The organism is Pedobacter sp. GSP4, from assembly GCF_051857575.1.
In the GTDB taxonomy this organism is placed as follows: domain Bacteria; phylum Bacteroidota; class Bacteroidia; order Sphingobacteriales; family Sphingobacteriaceae; genus Pedobacter.
The window spans coordinates 171138-193110 of the sequence record NZ_JBPZIR010000009.1; the positions used below are offsets into that span (position 1 = coordinate 171138).

At 42.0% G+C, this 21973-nt stretch carries 13 protein-coding genes; 5 read left to right on the forward strand and 8 right to left on the reverse strand.

Annotated elements, in window-relative coordinates; genetic code table 11:
- Window positions 1-64: 64 nt before the first annotated feature.
- The 6 genes from ACS5PU_RS20315 to ACS5PU_RS20340 form a co-directional block, all read right to left on the reverse strand.
- Complete coding sequence (locus ACS5PU_RS20315) at window positions 65-856, reverse strand: rhamnogalacturonan acetylesterase (RefSeq protein WP_439460997.1); 792 nt, start codon at window positions 854-856, stop codon at window positions 65-67.
- A 163-nt stretch (window positions 857-1019) separates the two neighbouring features.
- Window positions 1020-1784, reverse strand: coding sequence for a rhamnogalacturonan acetylesterase (locus tag ACS5PU_RS20320; RefSeq protein WP_439460998.1), 765 nt, complete (start codon window positions 1782-1784; stop codon window positions 1020-1022).
- 6 nt (window positions 1785-1790) lie between these two features.
- Window positions 1791-3689, reverse strand: coding sequence for a rhamnogalacturonan lyase (locus ACS5PU_RS20325; RefSeq protein ID WP_439460999.1), 1899 nt, complete (start codon window positions 3687-3689; stop codon window positions 1791-1793).
- A gap of 1 nt (window position 3690) precedes the next feature.
- The gene (locus ACS5PU_RS20330; protein WP_439461000.1) at window positions 3691-5538 is read right to left on the reverse strand and encodes a rhamnogalacturonan lyase; all 1848 of its coding nucleotides are present in this window, start codon (window positions 5536-5538) and stop codon (window positions 3691-3693) included.
- Between the two features lie 48 nt (window positions 5539-5586).
- Complete coding sequence (locus ACS5PU_RS20335) at window positions 5587-7998, reverse strand: hypothetical protein (RefSeq protein ID WP_439461001.1); 2412 nt, start codon at window positions 7996-7998, stop codon at window positions 5587-5589.
- Between the two features lies 1 nt (window position 7999).
- Window positions 8000-10435, reverse strand: a complete 2436-nt coding sequence (locus ACS5PU_RS20340) for a glycoside hydrolase family 95 protein (protein WP_439461002.1) — start codon at window positions 10433-10435, stop codon at window positions 8000-8002.
- 366 nt (window positions 10436-10801) lie between these two features.
- On the opposite strand from ACS5PU_RS20340, the gene ACS5PU_RS20345 reads away from it, so the two are divergent.
- Genes ACS5PU_RS20345 through ACS5PU_RS20365 form a run of 5 tightly spaced genes read left to right on the forward strand, consistent with a single transcriptional unit; the run spans window position 10802 to window position 18219 of the window.
- Entirely contained in the window at window positions 10802-12805 is a 2004-nt protein-coding gene (locus ACS5PU_RS20345) for an alpha-L-arabinofuranosidase C-terminal domain-containing protein (RefSeq protein ID WP_439461003.1), read from the forward strand.
- A 12-nt stretch (window positions 12806-12817) separates the two neighbouring features.
- The gene (locus ACS5PU_RS20350) at window positions 12818-14359 is read left to right on the forward strand and encodes an alpha-N-arabinofuranosidase (protein ID WP_439461004.1); all 1542 of its coding nucleotides are present in this window, start codon (window positions 12818-12820) and stop codon (window positions 14357-14359) included.
- Window positions 14360-14365: 6 nt separating this feature from the next.
- Window positions 14366-16303 carry a glycoside hydrolase family 97 catalytic domain-containing protein gene (locus tag ACS5PU_RS20355; protein ID WP_439461005.1) on the forward strand — a complete coding sequence of 646 codons (1938 nt, stop codon included), beginning with the start codon at window positions 14366-14368 and terminating at the stop codon, window positions 16301-16303.
- Between the two features lie 4 nt (window positions 16304-16307).
- Window positions 16308-17243, forward strand: a complete 936-nt coding sequence (locus ACS5PU_RS20360) for a glycoside hydrolase family 43 protein (RefSeq protein WP_439461006.1) — start codon at window positions 16308-16310, stop codon at window positions 17241-17243.
- A gap of 1 nt (window position 17244) precedes the next feature.
- The gene (locus ACS5PU_RS20365; RefSeq protein ID WP_439461007.1) at window positions 17245-18219 is read left to right on the forward strand and encodes a glycoside hydrolase family 43 protein; all 975 of its coding nucleotides are present in this window, start codon (window positions 17245-17247) and stop codon (window positions 18217-18219) included.
- 263 nt (window positions 18220-18482) lie between these two features.
- Here ACS5PU_RS20365 and ACS5PU_RS20370 read toward each other — a convergent pair whose 3' ends face one another.
- Together ACS5PU_RS20370 and ACS5PU_RS20375 are read right to left on the reverse strand one after the other, a co-directional pair.
- Window positions 18483-20828: a beta-L-arabinofuranosidase domain-containing protein gene (locus tag ACS5PU_RS20370; protein WP_439461008.1), complete on the reverse strand. Its 2346-nt coding sequence runs from the start codon at window positions 20826-20828 to the stop codon at window positions 18483-18485.
- A gap of 109 nt (window positions 20829-20937) precedes the next feature.
- The gene (locus ACS5PU_RS20375; RefSeq protein ID WP_439461009.1) at window positions 20938-21939 is read right to left on the reverse strand and encodes a virulence RhuM family protein; all 1002 of its coding nucleotides are present in this window, start codon (window positions 21937-21939) and stop codon (window positions 20938-20940) included.
- Window positions 21940-21973: the final 34 nt, after the last annotated feature.

Consider the following 21973-nt stretch of genomic DNA (forward strand, 5'->3'; position numbering starts at 1 on the left):
TGGTTAGGCTGTTAAAATAAGACAATAATCGCATGTAGGCATCCTGTAGTATCCTGCTTCGTTGTTATTTGAGGTACTGATTAAGCTTATTGTTTTTTAAAAGCTTCAATCCTTCTACTACTGCTGCTGCATTTAACTGTGCACCTGCCTCGTTGGTGTGGGTATGATCTTTCTCGGTAAAAAAGCTTTTAACTTCTGTGGCACTTAAAGCGGCGTATTTATCTTTGATAATTTTGTTTAAGGGAATAAAATCGATTTTTTCGGCTTTGGCCACTTCTTCTGCCCAGGTAGCATAACTATCGTTGGCTAAAACAACCTGATCATCCTTAACCGGATTACGCGGAATTGATGAACAGATAATCGGTGTTGCACCTTTGGCTTTAATATCGTTAATAAATTTGCGCATGTACCAGCCATAGGTATAAACGGTTTCCTGCTTTTTCTTAATGGGATTGTAGGTGTCTTTGCTTTCCATACCAATTCCTTTTATGGTGCCGCGGGCCCGGGCAGTATCATCTAGCGGACTACTGTCGTTATGCCCGAACTGCATCATTACGAAATCGCCTTTTTTAATTTTTACCAGCACAGCATCCCAAAGGCCATTGGTTTGAAAAGTACGGCTGCTGGTTCCACCCAAGGCATCATTTTCGACTGTTATTTTATCGGTATTGAACAAATTGCCAATAAAACTCCCCCAGCCCCACAAAGAACCATCGCCTTTGCCTTTTCCGTTTTTTACGGTCGAATCGCCAATGAGAAATAAAGTGGGTTTAGCCTGCTGCTTTAAAACAATGCAGGAAGAAAAAATAATGAACGCGGTTAAGAGAATGAGGTATAGGCATTTAGTTGATTTCATTTTTGAATGTTTACACCCTTCGGGCTTGGTTACACAGATTAATTGATTGCACAGATATTTGGGACCGTCATTTCGACTGAAGCGTAGCGGAATGGAGAAATCTATTTACATAAACCTCGCAGGTTTAATTTGAAGTTCGTTAAAAAACCTGCGAGGTTTTGTTTCAAAGCAAATACTTCTTCAAATCACAATCCTTTAGCGACTTAATTCCCTCCACTACCGATTGGGCATTCACTTTTGCGCCTTCTAAATTAGTATGGGTATGATCGCCGGGGAAATATAACTTCACTTTATCCGGACCAAGCGCGTCGTATTTATCGGCGGTAATTTGATTCAGGTCGACGAAATAAGCATTTTCTTGTTTGGCTACTTCTGCTGCCCATTTGCCAAAATCGTTACTGGCACGTACTACTTTACCATCTTTAAAAATGTTTCGCGGAATCATGGAAACAACAATGGGCGTAGCTCCTTTTGCTTTGGTTTCGCGCACAAATTTGCGGATATACCAGCCATAGGTATGCACGGTTTCTACTTTCCCATCGGGCCAGGTTAAAACTTTGGTTTCTTCGCCGGTTCCTTTTAAAACACCTCTTCTCCCTGCTTTTGTAGTGTCGGGTGCGCTGCCATCGTTATGGCCAAACTGCATGGTTACGAAATCGCCGGGCTTTAATGTTTCCAAAACTTTATCCCAGCGACCTTCTGAAAGGTAAGTACGGGTGCTCCGGCCAGCCATGGCATTGTTTTCGACGTGGATTTTTGTGGTATCGAAAAGTTCAGCGATGGGTGTTCCCCAGCCCCAGGTTTCTTTATTGGAGTTGCGAACGGTAGAATCGCCAATGGTATGCAATGCAGGTTTATTTGGCCTAACAAAAGCCATAGCGGCAAGGCCAATCATTAATCCGGTAAGGATGTAGCTATATTTTTTCATGATGATTTACTTAGAATTACGGTGGTTTTTAATTAGTTTGATATTCGGTTTCGGCGGTTGGTTCATATCATCGCCCATGTAAAAACTGGTGTGTGGCGGCTGATTGTAGCCTACATTTTGCCAGGCAATACTTAAACGGTACTGCGGATCGTGCATAAAGGTGTAAAAACGGTGCGTGGTTGGAATGGTTGTGGTAAATATCCTCAGCTCGCTGGCATCGGCAGTACGGTAAATCACTTCCTCGCGCCAATCGCCCAAAATATCGGCCGATAATGCGGGGGTAGATTTGGTTCCATTATTGGATAAACAGTTGTAGGCCCTGGCATTCAGCAGCCGAACAGTTTTTGCATTTTCATAATCCCATTTATCAATCGAAGTGCTGTTTAAAAGTTCGCTCTGGCAGTCGCCATCCCAAAAAATACCGAAGTTAACGCTTGGGGTGGTATTCGAAATTTTGTTGCCTTTGGCATCAAACATACCTGTGATTCCTGCCCCGGCCACCCAGCACTCGGATCCCCGGTATCTGGCGTCGATGTTTAATGCCAGCCCTCTCCCCGGTCCTTCGCCATCCGCCCCGGCACTTACCGAAGCCTTCTTCCACAAAACCTCTCCGGTTCTGGCATCCCTGAAGTTTGCCCCAGCATCCGAAAACCTTTCTTGAATATCGAACACTTCCAATCCGGGTCTGTCGGGATCCAGATCGCCAACATGCAAAGCATCGCCATGGCCTAAACCGGTGGTATATAATCCTTTTCCATCATCATCGATGGTCATGGCACCATAAATAATTTCATCTTTGCCATCGCCATCTACATCGGTAACACTCAAATTATGGTTTCCCTGACCGCCATATCGCTTATTGCCAGACTCACCACTATCGAAAGTCCATTTTTTATGAAGGCTTTTTCCGTTAAAATCCCAGGCCGTTATAAAAGTACGCGTGTAATATCCCCTGCTCATAATTAAACTGGGGTGTTTTCCGTCGAGATAAGCCACAGCAGCTAAAAAACGGTCCATTCTGTTACCATAAGCATCTCCCCAGGTCTTTTTTAGTTCTTCGGGCGAAGGATTGAGATTAGGAGAGCGGGCAGGAATAAAGTTAGTGGTCGTAATTTCAGCGCCGGTTAGACCATCAAAAACAGTCAGAAACTCCGGACCGGCTAAAATATACCCGCTTTTATTTCTCCAGTCTTTGGTCGAATCGCCGATCACTTTTCCTTTTCCATCAATTGTTCCATCCGCTGTTTTGCAAGCTATTTCTGCCCTGCCATCGCCATCCAGATCGTACACCATAAACTGGGTATAATGTGCCCCTTCGCGAATATTTTTGCCCAGGTTTATGCGCCATAAAAAGGTACCATCCAGTTTATAGGCCTCCAGCAAAGGCTCGGAGGTGAAACCAGAATGAGAATTATCATGCGCAATGCCTGCCTGATGTAAAACAATTTCATATTCCCCATCACCATCCAAATCGCCAACCGAAACATCGTTAGGTGTATAACCAGCCAAAGTTTTTAGGGGGACAGACAAATATGGTTTGGCAGCGGTATTTTTTGGTAAGGCAAAAGCAGCACTTTCATTCTGTTCTTTCCCATGAATAACCGGCTTTACGAACCATTCATTATCCATTGTAAAATCTGTTTTTTTATCGGTAAAAATTGTGGCACCGGTTAAGGGTGTCTCGTTTAGTTTTACTACCTCACTACGATTCGTTTTGCGGTAAAGATTGAAGGCAATATCATCAGGATCGGTGCCCAGCAGCCGCCAGCTTACAAAAACGCTGTCGCCGGGCATGTGTACAGCTACCACGCCCCTGCCCAATGCTTCCATCTGGCGCTGGGCCATTGCTGCTGCCGGTAAAAGCAATCCGAAGCAAAAAATTAAAGCTTGTTTAATGGTACGCATGTTATTTTTTAGGTTCTACAAGTACAATATTGGGTTTTGGGGCTTTTTTCATACCATAGCCGAAATAAAAACCGGTATGTGGTGGCTGGTTATAGCCATCGTTTTGCCAGGCAATACTTAAACGGTATTGCGGATCGTGCATCAGCGTATAATTGCGGTGTTCGGTTGGGATAGTGGTGGTATAAATGCGTAAGCTCTGGTTATCATAGCTTCTCAAAATCAATTCCTCGCGCCAATCGCCAAATAAATCGGCGCTTAAAGCTGGAGTAGATTTGGTTCCGTTGTTCGATACGCAGCCATCGGCCGTAAAAAGCCGCCCGCCATTGTATTTATCAATGTGGTTGCCATCTAAAAGTTCGCGCGATAAATCGCCATCCCAATAAATCAGGAAATTGGTAGACCGCGGCTGATCGCCAATCCTGTTCCCCTTAATGTCATATAACCCGTTCGATCCCGACCACCACATCTGTGCGCCATAACGGGTATTATCGATATTATCGGCCACGCCTCTGCCTACATCTTCATCATCCGAACCTTTCCATAATATTTCGCCGGTTTTGGCGGCATACACTGCTGCCCCCGGACCTTTTGTACCTTCTTCAATTTCATGTACACCAAAAACTTCTAAACCCGGATGTTCGGGATCAAGATCTGAAACATGAATGGCATCGCCATGCCTTAAACCCGTGGTGTACAAACCTTTTCCATTATCATCAACACACATCGAACCATAAATAATTTCATCTTTACCATCGCCATCTACATCGGCAACGGTTAAATTGTGGTTTCCCTGACCTGAGAAGGGATTTTGTCCATTTTTACTATCAAATACCCATCGCGAACTTAATTTGCCATTGCGCCAGTCCCAGGCAGCCAAAACTGTGCGTCCGTAATAGCCCCTGCACATTACCACACTGGGATGAATGCCATCCAAATAGGCTACGCAGGCATTAAACCGATCTACGCGGTTACCGGTATTGTCGTTTTTGCCATTACCACCTTTACCTCCCCAAGCACCAATATCGCCACGGGCAGGAATGTAATCGGTAGTGGCCAGGGCTTCGCCTGTTTTACCGCTAAAAACGGTTAAAAATTCGGGGCCATCCAATATCTTACCATTGCTGTTGCGGTAATCTTTTGTGGCATCGCCAATTACTTTTCCTTTCCCATCTACCGTGCCATCGGCTGTTTTACAAACCATTTCGGATATGCCATCACCATCCAGATCATACACCATAAACTGGGTGTAATGCGCCCCTTCGCGGATATTTTTGCCCAGGTTAATTTCCCACAAGAAAGTGCCATCCAGCTTATAGGCCTGAAAAATTGGCGGGTCTGTTAATCCGTTTGAAGAATTATCCCGGCCACGGCCGGTTTGGTGCACAATAATGTCGTATTCACCATCGCCATCCAAATCGCCCACCGAAACATCGTTTGGACTATAGCCAGCAGGCGTCTTCAAAGGAATAGTCAAATATTGCTGAACAGGTTGGTTAGCAGACAAAGTAAAAGCTTTACTGGCTTCAGCTTCATGGCCTTTTAAAACCGGTTTAACAAAATAACTGTTGGCCAGACCAAACTTAACGCCGGCATCAATAAAGTTGCTGCTTTGGGTAATTGGGTCGTGGTTCAGCTTTATGGCTTCGCTGGTTCCGGTTTTACGGTAAAGGTTAAAAGCAATATCATCGGGATCGGTGCCCAATACACGCCAGCCTACATAAACCGAATCTTTATGCTGGCGTACGGCAATTAGCCCGCGCCCCAGCTTCTCCATCTGGCGCTGGGCAAAAATGGCTCCGGAATAAAATGTAATGCCGATTAAACAGAAAATGAAGATTTTGATGTTCATAACTGTTTTATTGAAAATATAAATGGTTCATACTTGTATCTGGTTTGGTTATTGCACTTTATAGCTTCCCTGGGCCGAAACAGCAACGCCTTTATCGGTAATTCCATCAGCTTTGATCAAAATCTGCGCTTTGTTATCGCCATTAAAATAGCTAATTGTAGCTTCACCATTTTCGTTTGTTTTTATTACCGGCTGCCAAAAAATAGTGGTACGTAAATCTTTACTTTGCGTGGCCGGATTATTGTAATTGGGCGAATAAAAAGTTCTGGCGTTATAGTAACCGTTCAAATTAATGTTCAGCAGATCCAAGTTTGATCCACGCAGGGCATCTTCTTTTAAATTAAGGCTGATCACATATACATCTTTGGCCTCATTATCAACCAAATGCCGCACCGTTACCTGATTGATCTGATCCATAGTTAGGCTGTAATAATCAAGGCGTTCGAAAAGATCTTCGCGGTTATTGATCAGAATACGTGGCCGCACTTTTTTCCCGTTCGATAAAAAAGCAACACCTTCAATCCCCGTGCTATCCAAGTCATCAATATTTTGTGCCCCATTTACCTTGGTTAACAGAAAATGCTCTAAACCTTTGAAAGAATAATCGGCCTGGGTAATGTTAAATACCTGATCGGGATAGCCAAAGGTTGACAGCGTTTGGTTAAACAGCACCAATCTTTTACTTGCATTGGCCTTAATTTCGATATCGTTCAAGGAAATGGAATCGCCGAATTTATAGGTACGGTTATAATCCATCCGTTTACCGATTTCTACGTTCAAAGCATCAGAAATTCCAGATTCGATGGTTTTAAAAGGTGCTAAACTTAAGGGTTTAGTCAAGGTATCGATCTGCAGCCAACCGCCTTTTTTACCCTTATCATCTTTTGATGAAATTTTGATGGCCTGATTACCTGTCCAGTTTAATCCATCCAAGAAATAATGCCCTTCCTGATCTGTTCTGGTGGTATACAGCTTATCGCCCGTAAAATTAGAGCCAAACAAAGTGATGTTCATATTGGGCAAAGGTTTTTGGCCTAATTTCTCTCTTACCAAACCTTTTATGGTAATGCCGGGCTCGGGCAAATAGCTGATTTTTATAGCCGAATCGGCCAGTTTTCGCCAAAGGTAATCTCTCCAGCCCTGGGTAAGCAACAATAAATCGAGCTGTTTTAAGCGCGCAGGATTTTTAGCATCGAAATATTGTGCAGCATTTTTAATTTCTCCTTTTACCTCCGATTGAAGCATTAAATAAGAAACAATATCGTTTCCATCATCGGGAACAAGCGCATCAACCGCGGCCAATGAAAATGAAGTTTTAGCAGGCTGACCGAGAAAATTAGTTGCTTTAACCTTAAGGATTACTTTTTCCCTTGGTTTATAAAGGGTTTTATTAGGGGTAACAGCGAAATTCATTTTATTTTCATCCTGTATCAAAACCAGTCTTTCGCAGTTTGGCCTGTTCCTTTCGTCGAGCAGGGTAACTACCGAAATTCCACTCGGAAAACCTTTGGTGGGGATGGTTACCGAAGCGCTTGCCTTGCTCAGTTTGATCGATCCGGAATACACATTATCTCCCGCATGTTTAATCACGATCGAAATGGTCTTATCCTTCAACTCGCCAAACATCGCCTCGTTGGCACTAATGGTAGCTTTAAGGTTTAAAGAATCGGTAGTAACGTGCAGCGAAAGTCCTTTTTGAAGGCTTTCAGGCATTGCTGCCGAAAACTTTTCTTTCCCGTAAAAACCCTCTACCCTATATTTTTCATTGGCTTTGGGCGTAAAAGCAAAAAGGCCCATACCCGCCTCAGTACTCTGGAATGTGGTAACAGTATCTCCTTTGGAAGAAATCACACTACCAAGGGCTTTAACGCCGTTCCCTTCTTCATCATTGGTTTTAAAAGCGACCAAACTGGTTAAACCTTCAACCAACGAACCGCCTTCAGGGAAAAAGGAAATCGATTTTTTTGAGGCTAAAGGATCGGTTTTTTTAACTGGCTTGCGCGTGAAGTAAGAAGCATTTTCAATAATGTTATTGCTAATGTGTATCCTTTTCTGAAAAACAAAATCGGCACCGAAATTCCGCATCCAATTGGTGTATGCCCTTATGGCGTACCAGCCCGATGGGATAGAATCTTTCAGTTTAAAATCTCCCTTACCCAATCCGCCATTTAACCTGATTAATTTCCGGTCTAAAATTTCCGACTTGGGCGAAAGCAGTTCTACATATAAATTATTGCTCGTGGCGGTTAAGCTGCTGCTTTTTCCATTTACCAGATAGGCGCTAAACCAAATATCTTCGCCAGTGCTGTAATAACTGCGGTCGAGCTGTAAATAGGATTTCTCAAAAAACAGTTTAATAGCTGCTTTATCGGAAGCAACCGGCAACGTTTTTTGCTGGGCCAAAACACCAAACGCAAGTCCGTTTAAGAGTGTAAGTAAGAGGTATTTTTTGAAATCCATATTAATCGTTTGAGCCTATAATATTGTATGTTTTGCCTGCAATAGTTTTAATCGAACTTTCGTAGGCATGGCTAGTTTTATCAAATTTACTTATTGACTGCCCGTTCACTTTGAGCTTCACAGTTGTAGAAAGGTTTAAAATACCGCCGTTTTTGGATAACACGCTGGCTTTAGTCAATTTTCCATTATCCCAATGTATAGCTGTTACAAAGCCACCACGGGCAACCAGCCCTGTAACCTTACCAGTTTTCCATGCGGCTGGCAGTGCAGGCAAAAGCTGCACCTTACCTAAATGGCTTTGTATCAGCATTTCTGCAATACCGGCTGTAGCACCAAAATTTCCATCAATCTGAAATGGTGGGTGCGTATCGAAAAGGTTGTTAAGTGTCGAGTTTTTTAGTAGCTCCTGATACATTTTATAGGCATGATTGCCATCGAGCAGTCTGCTCCAAAAATTAATTTTCCATGCTTTGCTCCAACCTGTTCCTTCATCGCCCCTAAGCTGCAGTGTTTTAATGGCGGCATTGGCATAAAGGGTATCAATTAATGGCGAAATTTCCCTGCCGGGATGTAAACCAAACAAATGCGAAACATGACGGTGCTGAGGTTCTACATCTTCAAAATCGCCGTACCACTCTAATAAATTACCTTTTTTACCTATTTGTAAAGGACGGAGTTTGGCATATTTTGCTTGAAGGAGCTTCGTAAAATCCTGATCTGTGCCCAGTATTTTAGCGGCATCAATGAGGTTTGCAAACAGATCACGGATAATCGACATATCCATGGTAGAGGCAATGGTAACCACCTCTTTGCTCCCATTGGGCAATAAATAACTGTTTTCGGGAGAAGTAGAGGGCGCAGTAACCAGATAGCCGTCTTTTTCTACCAACCAATCTAAACAGAATAGTGCCGCGCCTTTCATCAAAGGGTAAGCTGTATCTTTTAAATATTTTTTATCGCCGGTAAACAGATAATGCTCATACAGATGCTGCGATAGCCAAGGGCTACCCAACGACCAATTAGCCCATTTCGGATCGCCATTGCCTTCGCCTACCGGATTGGTTTGCGCCCAGATGTCCGAATTATGGTGTACTGCCCAGCCTTTGGCATGGTAATAATTGGTCGCCGTTTTTTCGCCATTTACGGCCAGGTGCTTAATCTGGGTAATCAGCGGTTCGGTAAGTTCAGACAGATTGGTAACCTCTGCAGGCCAATAATTCATTTGTAAATTAATGTTGGTTGTAAAATTGCTTCTCCACGATGGCCTGATCAATGGATTCCAGATTCCCTGAAGATTTGCAGGGATACCACCGGGACGGGAACAGGAAATGAGCAGATACCTGCCGAACTGAAAATACAGCTCTTCCAGTCCATAATCGGTTTTTCCGCTTTTGTAACTACTTAACCGCTCATCGGTTGGAGTATCGGCCAATGCATCGCCCGTTTGGTTAATGGAAAGTGTTACCCGGTTAAAATATTGCTGATAATCTACAACATGTGCTTTTTTCAACACCTCAAAAGGTTTAATTTCTGCCGCTTTGATTAAACTTAGCGCCTTGGCATTTTCGTCTAAACCATCACGGTCAGGATACTTATTATAGCCATTATAACTGGTTGCACCGCTAATCAGCACTAAAATTTCAGATGCGCCTGTAACATGCAATACACTATCTGAAGCTAATTTGCCATCAGTACGGATCACTTTTAGCCTCGCTTGGTAGCGCATTCCGTTGTGGCGCAAGCTATCGCTGTAAATAATGGGTTTGGGGTTTCTGCGTTCATCAGCATAAATCCTTGCTTTACCTTTTAAAACGATCTCATTATTGTTCTGGATAACCACCTGGTGTTCCAGTTCATCTCCTAAACCAAAAGATACATTTAATGATTTTTTCCCATCAGTACTTAGGCGCATCACAATCACCTGATCGGGGAATGAAGAAAATATTTCGCGTTTATAGTTTACCCCATTAACTGAAAACTTTGTTGAGGCCGTTGCATCGGAAATGTTCAGGCTACGGGTATAATTGCTTACGGTTCCATGCAATTGCTGTTTTAAAAAAATATTGGCCAAAGGTTGGTACATATTGGTATTTGGCCCCTGCATTTTGCGCATGAGTTTTACAGCCTGGCCGTTCTGTCCTTCAAAAAGCAGTTTCCTCACTTCGGGTAAATATTTGGGCGCATCGGGATTGGGGTTTTCATCAACAGGCCCTCCTGTCCACAATGTTTCTTCGTTCAATTGGATCAGCTCGGCATCAACACGGCCAAATACCATAGCACCTAAACGTCCGTTCCCAATCGGAAGCGCTTCATCCCAGTTTTTTGCCGGTTTTTTATACCATAAAGTTTTGCTGGCAGCTGTGTTTTTTTGCGCACAAACCGGTACACAAAAAAACGCGGTCAATACTAAAATATTGAAAAAACGAAGGCTCATCATGTGTAATTGGTTAGCGGATTTTAACAGAAGCGTTAAAGCAACGGTTAAATGTTCCAAGCCGAATGTAACCAGTATATTTTTAACGCGCATCCTGTAGTATCCTGCTTTTTAGCGATGGCAATATGTTACAAGAAAGATTTTAAAGGTTTCGCTAAAATAAATCCAGAACATCAAGTAAAAAGTTACTTTACTAAACCCTTTTACTACTATTGGCCATATCTACTGCCATCACTTCATTCCTTTAAATGCTAATATGCTAGAATTTATCAACAAAATTAATAAGACAAAAAAAATAAATGTTAAATTAACGTTTATTATCTTAAATATTTTACTTTTACGATTAGATTCTTCCAAATATTAAACCGTATGAAATTAAATTACCCTGTAAAGAGTGTGTTCTCTGCATGCATAATGTATGCTACCATTGGAATTGGGTTCATATCCGAAGTACAAGCGCAAACTGCAAAAGTAATTACTGTAAAAACCGACCAATCTATTGCCAAAGTTCAACCCAACATGTGGGGTGTTTTTTTTGAAGATATTAACTTTGGTGCCGATGGGGGTATTTATGCCGAACTCATCAAAAACCGTTCGTTCGAATTTGCCAAACCATTAATGGGCTGGAGTATTCAAAGAAAAAGGCCGCAGGAAGGCGAAATATTGGTGGTAAACCGTAAAGAGGTGAATACTGCCAATCCCCGTTATTTACAGGTAAAAAAACAAACAGACGATTTTGAACTCATTAATGAAGGTTTTAAAGGAATTGGTGTAAAAAAAGGCCTGCGATACGATTTTTCAGTCATGTTCCGTCAAGCTAAACCAGGTGTTAAACTGGTACTTTTGCTCAAAGATGCCAACAACAAGGTAATTGGACAAGGAAGCTTAACGCCCGATCAAACCGGAAACGACTGGAAAAAGCAATCGGCTAGCTTTACGGCTACCGAAACTGATCCGAAAGCCAAATTTTCTATTTTGTTTCAGGGCAATGGGAACATCGATCTGGATATGATTTCTTTGTTTCCGGGCGATACCTGGAAAAACCGTCCGCAAGGTTTAAGGGCCGATATGGTACAGTTACTGGCCGATATGAAACCCGGCTTTATCCGCTTCCCAGGTGGCTGTATTGTAGAAGGAACTGATCTGGCCAACCGTTACCAGTGGAAGAAAACCATTGGCCCAATTGAAAACAGGCAATTGATTATGAACCGGTGGAACACCGAATTTGCCCACCGTCCGGCACCCGATTATTACCAGAGTTTTGGTCTGGGTTTTTTCGAATATTTTCAACTGGCCGAAGATATTGGTTCGGATGCTTTACCGATTTTAAACTGTGGTATGGCCTGCCAGTTTAACTCGGCCGAGGTGGCTTCTCTTGATGAACTGGATCCTTATGTTCAGGATGCTTTAGACCTGATTGAATTTGCCAACGGCGATGTGAATACCAAATGGGGTAAAATGCGCGCCGATTTAGGTCACCCGAAACCTTTCAATTTAAAAATGATGGGCGTGGGCAACGAAAACTGGGGACCTCAATATTTAGAAAGGGTAGCGATTTTTACCAAAGCCATCAAAGCCAAATACCCTGATTTTAAACTCATCAACAGTTCGGGTACCGACCCTGAAGGCGATCGCTTTAACCTGTTAAACAATACTTTAAGAAGCAACAATGCTGATTTTATAGATGAACATTATTATCGCCCGGCCGATTGGTTTTTAAAAAATGCTGGCCGCTACGACAATTATCCACGTAACGGATCGAAGGTTTTTGTAGGTGAGTATGCTGTACACGCCAGCGGCAATATTACCGGTAGCAATAAAAACAACTGGCAAAGTGCGCTGGCATCTGCCTCCTTAATGACGGGTTTGGAGCGCAATGCCGATGTGGTACAAATGGCTTCTTATGCCCCGCTTTTTGCCCATATCGATGCCTGGCAATGGGCGCCGGATATGATTTGGGTGGATAACCTGAAATCGTATGGCACGCCTGATTATTATGTACAAAAACTTTTTTCGACCAATAAAGGCACCGATGTGGTAGCCATTACTTTGGGCGATAAAAACATTACCGGTCAGGATGGGCTTTATGCTTCGGCTGTAACCGACCAAGGCAAAAAAGAGCTGATCATTAAAATTGCCAATAACTCAGATCAGGCACAAAACATTGACCTGGATCTGGAAGGAAAACTGAAACTCAAAAGCAAGGCTACCAACGAGGAAATAGCCAGTAGCAATTTAAACCAGCTCAACTCTTTCGATAATCCGGAAGCAGTAAGTCCACAAAAGCATAACATTAACCTAAAAGGCAAAAAACTGAATATTGCCTTAAAACCATATTCTTTCAACGTTATCAAAATCCCGTTTAACCAATAGATTCAAGAGATCATGATTAAAAAACTATTCTTCTCTGCCACCTTGCTCTGCTGCGCCATTTTTGCACAGGCACAAAACGAAACGCAGTTAACCATTAAACCGGCCGGCGATCAGGTGGTAAGCAAACACATTTACGGTCATTTTTCTGAGCATTTGGGCCGTTGTATTTACGATGGTTTTTGGGTGGATGAAAACTCAACTATTCCAAATAAAGGGCGGATCAGACTCGATATTGTTGAGGCTTTAAAAAAAATTAAAGTGCCTAACCTGCGCTGGCCGGGCGGCTGCTTTGCCGATGAATACCATTGGAGGGACGGTATTGGACCAAGAAACCAGCGCCCAAAAATGGTCAATACCAATTGGGGCGGCGTAACTGAAGACAATAGTTTTGGTACACACGAATTTCTGGATCTCTGCCAGATGCTGGATTGCGAACCTTACATTGCAGGCAACGTGGGCAGTGGAACAGTTGAAGAAATGGCTAAATGGGTAGAATACTTAAATTTTGATGGGGTAAGCCCAATGACGGCCATCCGCAGCCAAAATGGAAGAGAAAAACCATGGAAAGTGGCTTTTTGGGGCGTGGGTAACGAAAGCTGGGGTTGCGGAGGCAATATGACGCCTGCTTACTATTCCGATCTTTACCGCAGATACGCTACTTATGCACGCAACTATCCGGGTGCTCCGTTAAAAAAGATTGCCAGCGGCGCAAACTCTGGCGATTATAACTGGACCGAAACCTGCATGAAAAACATAGGCAACCAGATGTGGGGCCTAACGCTGCATTATTACACCATTCCAACTGGAAACTGGGGTGTAAAAGGATCGGCTACCAAATTTGATGAAGCCCAGTATTTCTCGACCATGAAAAACTGCTTAAAAATGGAAGAACTGGTAACCAAACACTCGGCCATTATGGACAAATACGATCCGAAAAAGAAAGTAGCCTTGGTGGTTGATGAATGGGGAATCTGGACAGATGTAGAACCCGGCACAAACCCTGGTTTCTTATATCAGCAAAACAGTTTGCGCGATGCCTTAATTGCCGGAACAACTTTAAACATCTTTAACAACCATTCTGACCGTGTTAAAATGGCCAACCTGGCACAAACCGTTAATGTATTGCAGGCCTTAATTTTAACTGAAAAAGACAAGATGATCCTCACCCCTACCTACCATGTGTTTGATTTGTACAAGGTGCACCAGGATGCTAAATACTTACCAATTGCCTTTACCAGTCCTGACTACACGGTAGGCGACCAACAAATTCCGGCTTTGAATGTTTCTGCTTCGCAGGATGCAAGCGGTGCCATCCACATTTCCTTGGTGAATTTAGATCCAAACAAGAAAATTGCTTTAAGTACAGCTTTAGATGGCTTGAAATGGAGCTCGGTTACCGGGCAGATCTTAACTTCTGCTAAATTAACCGATATAAATAGTTTTGCAAATACCGACAAAGTGCACAATGCCAAATTTACCGGTGCAAAAAAATCGGGCAGTACCCTTAAGGTAGAGCTGCCCGCACAATCTGTTGTGGTATTAGAATTAAAATAATTAAAGATGAGCTATAAAATCGCAAGCCTTATATTTTTGTTGCTTTCTGGCAGTCAAACACTTAAAGCACAAACCAAATACGAAATTTCAAGTCCCAATAAAGAATTGAATGTTTCTGTTTTTCTTAAAAACAAACAGATTTTTTATTCCGTTAACAGAAAATCAGTGCCTGTAATGGCCAATTCATCACTAGGTATGATACGTGAAGATGCAGATTTTGCTAAAAACCTAGCGCTACTTTCCGTTTCTAAAAACGAGCTGGTTAAGGATAACTATACCTTAAAAAACGGCAAAAGGCTAAATAATCAATACCTGGCCAATAAACGGGTTTTACACCTGCAAAATGCATCGGCAAAAAAGATGGATGTTATTTTTCAGGTTTCCAATGATGGCGTGGCTTTCCGTTACTATTTTCCGGATGCCGATACACAGGTGAAAATAATTACCGAAGAAAAAACGGCTTTTCATTTTTTCGAAAGTACCAAAGCTTGGATGCAGCCCATGTCCGTTGCTAAAACTGGCTGGGAAAGTACCAATCCATCGTACGAGGAATATTATAAAAAAGAAATCAGTGTGGGCACCCCTGCACCTACTGAAGCAGGTTGGGTTTATCCGGCCTTGTTTAATTATAAAGACACCTGGTTGTTGGTTACCGAAGTTGGTTTAGATGGAGGATATTGCGCCACGCGGTTAAAGCAAAATTCAGCTGGAGGAATTTACCAAGTGGGCTTTCCTGATGCCAGAGAAGCTTTTACCAACCAAAATGTAAATCCCGAATCTACCTTGCCCTGGTACACACCTTGGCGGGTAATTGCTGTTGGCAGCCTTACAAAGGTAACCGAATCTACTTTAGGGACTGATTTGGCCGCTCCGGCAAAAACAGCTATCAATCCCGATTTATTTCAGTTAGGCAAAGCTTCCTGGAGCTGGATTATGCTGAAAGACAATTCGATTGTGTACGATGTTCAGAAAAAGTATATCGATTTCGCTTCCGACATGCATTGGGAATACTGCTTGATTGATGTGGACTGGGACACTAAAATTGGCTATGAAAAAATGCAGCAACTGGCCGATTACGCCAAACAAAAAAAGGTGGGCCTGCTGTTGTGGTACAATTCTGCCGGCGATTGGAACACAGTAAAGTATACGCCCAAGAACAAATTAACCACACGCGAAAGTCGCTTAAAAGAATTTGCACTGCTCCAAAAAATGGGCATTAAGGGTATAAAAATTGATTTTTTTGGAGGCGATGGTCAATCGATGATCCGCTATTACCTTGAGCTTTTTGAAGATGCCGCAAAATTTGGCTTAAGCGTAAACTGCCACGGTGCAACTTTGCCGAGAGGTTGGCAGCGCACTTATCCGAATCTAGTTACTATGGAATCGATCAAGGGCATGGAATTTATCACTTTCGATCAAAACAATGCCAACGAAGAGCCTTTACACGCCACAACTATTCCATTTACCAGGAATATCTTCGATCCTATGGATTTTACCCCCATGAATCTGTCTAAAATCCCAAATATCAAGCGTAAAACTACTGCCGCATTCGAACTGGCCCTACCTGTGATTTTCCAATCAGGTGTTCAGCATCTGGCCGAATCGCCTGATGGTATGGCAACGGTACCTGCTTATGTTAAAGCATTTCTGCAAACTTTTCCGGCAAGCTGGGATGATACTAGGTTTATAGATGGTTATCCGGGCAAATTTGTGGTGATGGCACGCAAAGCAGGTTCGAAATGGTATATCGCCGGTATAAATGGCGAAAATTCGGATAAGCTAGTCTATCTTGATTTTTCAAAATTCAATGCAAAATCAGCAGAGATTATTACAGATGCCGAGCAAGGTGCTGATTTTATAACCGGAGACATCGACATTAAATCTCCCCCTCCTATCAAGATGAAACCATACGGTGGTTTTGTAATTGTTGTAACGCAAAAATAAAATCATGAAGAAAATATTCTATATCGCTTTACTGCTTATTTCGGCTGTTTTAAATGTACAGGCACAGGCTAAAAACGAAATTTATCTTTTCGCTTACTTTAAGGGCAATGGCGAAGATGGGCTTCACCTGGCCTACAGCACCGATGCCTATAAATGGACAGCATTAAAGAACGATCAGTCTTTCCTTAGCCCTACTGTAAGTAACGACAAATTGATGCGCGATCCCTGCATTATCCGTGGTGTTGATGGCCTGTTCCATATGGTTTGGACGGTTAGCTGGAAAGATAAAGGAATTGGTTATGCCAGCTCTAAAGATCTCATTAACTGGAGCGAACAACAATTTATACCCGTTATGGCAAAAGAAGCGGGCGCACGCAATACCTGGGCCCCCGAAATTACCTACGATAGCCAGACCAAAACCTACATGATTTATTGGGCTACTACCATAACCGGTAAATTTAACGAAACGGCTTCGACAGAGGAGAGCGGCTACAACCACCGGATGTATTATGTTACGACTAAAGATTTCAAAACCTTTTCGGAAACTAAACTCCTTTATGATCCTGGCTTTAATGTAATTGATGCTACCATTGTTAAAGATGATAAACAGTTTGTGATGTTTTTAAAAGATGAAACCCGCCAGCCTGCACAAAAAAACATTAAAATGGCCTATGCCGATAAATTAATTGGTCCTTACAGCAAAGCTGGAAACCCCATTACAGGAAATTACTGGGCCGAAGGACCAACTACCCTGAAAACCGGCAACAATTGGATGGTATATTTCGATAAATACCGCGATCATAAATACGGTGCGATTGAATCTACCGATTTAAAAAACTGGACTGATGTTTCGGATAAAATCAGCTTGCCAACAGGTTTGAGGCACGGCACCATCCTTAACATTAAAGAAAAAGAACTTAAAAAATTATTAAAACAATAATATGATCAAGAATTTTAAAAAATGGGGCGCTGTTTTGATGCTTGCGTGTACGTATTTCACGGTTAGAGCGCAAGAGCAGGTTATTGTAGCCAAGGGTAATCCAATTATTACCGATAAATATACTGCCGATCCCGCTGCTTTTGTATATGGCGATTCGGTTTACCTGTACACCGGGCACGATGTACCGCCAAAGCCTAAAAATACTTACGAAATGCACGAATGGCTGTGCTATTCGTCTGCCGATATGGTTACCTGGAAAGAACACAAATCGCCGCTCAACGTTAAAGATTTTGCATGGGCGAAAGATGATGCCTGGGCTTCGCAGGTAATTGAAAGGGATGGCAAGTTTTATTGGTATGTGGCCATTACCCATGGCACCATTCATGGCAAATCTATCGGCGTAGCAGTTGCTGATAACCCCAGGGGCCCTTTTAAAGATGCCATCGGGAAAGCTTTAATCACCAATGATATGACCACTGATGTAAAAATTAGCTGGGATGATATCGACCCAACGGTAATTATTGATGATGATGGTCAGGCTTATTTATTTTGGGGTAACCAAAAATGTTATTACGCTAAACTGAAAAAAAACATGATCGAACTGGATGGGCCTATCCAGAAAGTAGAGGTACCTGAATTTACCGAAGCCCCATGGGTTCACAAAAGAAAAGGATGGTATTATCTATCCTACGCCTCACAGTTCCCTGAAAAAATTGTGTATGCGATGAGTAAAAACATCAATGGTCCCTGGGAATATAAAGGCATTTTGAACGAAATTGCCGGAAATTCGAATACTAATCATCAATCTATTATTGATTTTAAAGGCAAATCATATTTCATTTACCACAACGGCGCCATCAATACCGATGGCGGAAGCTACAGGCGCTCGGTATGTATCGATTACCTGAATTATAACAGCGATGGAACAATGAAACGTGTGGTAATGACCAGCGAAGGGGTTAAGAAAGTTAAGTAGTGATAGGATCGTCATTTCGACTGGAGCCAACCGGTTTTTCGCACGTTGGCGAAACGGAGAAATCTATCTATAAAGATTTCTCGACTTCGTTACTCTCCGCTCGAAATGACGATACCATAAGAGGAGCAATCTGAATCAATCTGTCCGTAGCGTTCCGAAGGGCTCTACGGACAGGAAATAAATCATTCCAGTACGTCATGCTGAACTTGTTTCAGCATCTCTTTTCTAGTGGTCTGTGTCCTCACAGACCATCTTGTACAAACCTACTTCACCAACCTCACTTCATATACATTCGCAATTGCCGAACCACTATCCGCAACAAACTTCAGCTCCAAATCTGCTTTTAGCAATGCCTTTGGAATTTCGTACTCCTGTGTGTAAAAAGCCTCCCCTCTACTTCCATCCAATTTTACATTTTCAATAGCAATGCCATTAATCCAGATCGAAAAATTTCTGTTCTTTTCCTTTCCGTAATAAATTAAGCTCAGCTTCGTAGCCAGTAAATCCTTGTTTTTAAGCGAGTAGCTAAACCACCCTTTTCCATTTCTAAAATGTCTTTCTTTAAAAGTACCGTTATCGGTTTGCTCACCTTTAAAATGATGATCCGACTCTGGTTGCTGCTCGCCGGTATTGACCAAATCGACCGTTTTCTGCTCCAATATCATCTTTTCCTCTTCGGCCAGTTTAATCGCCTTCGCACGTTCAGGCAATTCTGCCGCACTGCTATATGGAAAGTAAACCACATAGCGCTTTTCGGCTAAAGTATAAAACGGCACCAATTTTAGCGATTTATATTTAGGTTGATAAATGGCATTTTGCGCACTGAAAGTTAAAGTGCTCCGATCCGTTAGCGTAATTTCTTTTGCTAAAGCATTTTTACTTCCTGTAACCAGTGGTGCATCGCTAATCGGAAATAAAGCGCCTGAGGCAATGTGTCCCATTCTGCTATCATCGGCTGTTAAATTGGGTTCACTTAAGGTATCGAGTGCTGCAGCCAATACAATCGGACCACGAAGAAAAGCAACCCAATCCGAACCATCCGGCATAAACTCAGTTGTGGTATGCATCGGTAAGGCAATATTAACTACATCACCGCTCACCCAAATACGGTCGATACTGCAATAACCGTTAACGTCGTTTTTTATAGCTGCCTTTTTCCCATTCACCAAAACCGTCATTTTTTCCTGCCCTAACCAGGCCGGCTTACGGAAATGTAAAGCAAAATGCTGTTTGTTTTTCAACTTAAATTTGAGTGTGGTATTTTCTGCATCAGGAAAAAGTGTTTGCTGTGTAAGTTGAAGGCCTTTCTCTTTCCAGTTTAAGGTAGAAGGAATAAAAAGGTTTACAAATACATCATTCGCGTGATGTGCATAAATCAGCTCTCCATATTTGCCATGGTTCTCCAAGCCAGAGCCCACACAGCACCAAAAACTCTCCTGCGGACTCGAATAGGTGCGGTAATGCCCTGGGCGCATCGGTGTAAAATACACGAAACCACCTGCTGGCCTTTGCGAAGAAAGGATATGGTTGTAGAGTGTGCGTTCGTAATAATCGAGATAAGTGTTAGCAGGAGCAGCCAAAAACAACTGTTTGGTTAACTTTAACATGTTGTAGGAATTGCAGGTTTCGGGTCCTTCACGCGATTCCGTCATCGATGAAAAATCGTTGGCAGGGTGAAAATGCTCCCTTACACTGTTCCCGCCAATGGCTACGGTGCGGTGTTGTACCACTGTTTTCCAGAAAAAATTGGCTGCATTCGCCCAGGCCGTATCTTTATCCAATAAAGCAATCTGCTCAAAACCAATTACTTTAGGAATCTGCGTATTGGCATGCAAGCCATTTAGCGCATCCGTATTTTTTAAGAGCGGTTTAAGAATAGATTGATCTGAAAACCGCCTTGCCAATTTAAGGTATTTTTGATCGCCAGTTAGCGCGTAAACATGGGCAAAAGTTTCGTTTAGGCCACCATGCTCGCTCTTTAACAATTCCTGCACCTGCTGATCGGATAAATCGGAGACCAGATCAACACACCAATCTGTCAGTTTAATAAGCATCTGCTTCGCCTTTGCATTCCTCGCAACTGCATAAGCATCGTAAAGGCCTGCATAAATTTTATGGATGTTGTACAAAGGCACCCATTTGCCGTTAAGCGAGAAACTAGATGATTTAATGTTACCTGCCTTAATTTCCTTCCAGATTTCTTTTCCACCAGGGATGCCCGCCAAATAACCATCGCCATTTTTTAGCTGACATTTATCCAGTTCGGCAACCATGTATTCCATCCGTTCCTTAACTTTTTCATCACCGGTTGAAGCATACATTAAAGCCAATGCCGACAAATAATGGCCTGCAATATGCCCGTCAAGCCCTGTGTTTTCCCAATTGCCATACGATAAGGCTTTAGGTGTTAATCCTGCCTCTTTTAAATACGGCGCTAAAAGCCTATCCGCATCCAGCGAAAGCATATATTTTTTATCGGTTTCCTGCGCCTGCTTAAAAGGTCCATCAAGCAAGCGGACTTCGTTTAATTTAAAGGCCTGCAAGCTGGCTTGTGCAAAAGCAGTATTGCAAAATGCACTGATCAGGGCAAGTATTATTAGTTTTTTCATTTAATCTCCTGTTAAACTGTAGAACTTAGCTATTAAAAAATAAATATGTCATGTTTTCAATAAAATGAATATTTACTTTACTGTCTAAAAGAAAATTAGAAATGTACAATTACCTTTTAATTTTCTTGTTACCAAGTTCTTTTGCTGTTAATTCTATCTGTTTTATAAAATCCTTTTCTACTATTGAAAGCTCGTTCTTTGTTTTTTCCTTGTATTTTTCATATTCCTCACTCGCCTTTTTTAAAGCTTGTTGATGACTAACAGTTCCTTTATTTTTTAAAACATCATTGCCCGTCATTTTTACAAAGTCATCTAAACGTTCAATCCAATCTTTCATATACATTGGCTTCCGATTCAAGGCCTGCAATTCTGCGACTTCGAGGTAAGCTGTTACCATTCTGTTCAAGACATTCAATTCATCTTCATTCAGGTAATTTTTAGCAATTTCTGTTTCCTGCTTTGTTGGTTTAATTCCTTTAATATTTGTTAAACCTAAATTTGGCTTTTGAGAATCGATGCGTTGATAAATAATCTCAGCAGCTGTATGTCCATGTGCTGCCCAATGCATTTTGTTCTGCACAGTTTGAAAAAACTGAATGGATATTTCTAACCTGGGATCATAATCAATACTTGTAGCATAAATATCCAGAACTTTTCGCCAAAATATTTTTTCTGAAGAACGAATATCACGGATGCGCGTTAATAATTCTTCAAAATAGTTTCCACCACTTCCCTGCTTTAACACATCATCATTCATTGTAAAACCCTTTACAATGTATTCCCTTAATCTAGCAGTTGCCCATTGGCGAAACTTTGTTCCTTGCAGACTTTTTACCCTATAACCCACAGAAATAATTACATCAAGGTTATAGTAATTTGTTGGTTTAGTAGAAAAATCGGAATTTCCGATTTTTCTCATAGAATCTTCACTTGTGAGTTCATTCTCATTATATATATTGAGTATATGCTCATTAACTGTAGAACGAGATTTTTGAAATAGTTCAGCCATTTGTTCGATTGTTAGCCAAACCGTTTCATCTTCTAAACGGGTTTCTATTTTTGTAATTCCATCTTCAGTTTGGTATATAATAATTTTCGTGTTTTCCATCATTACCTTTTGCCTAAACTTCTTTATATTATTTATT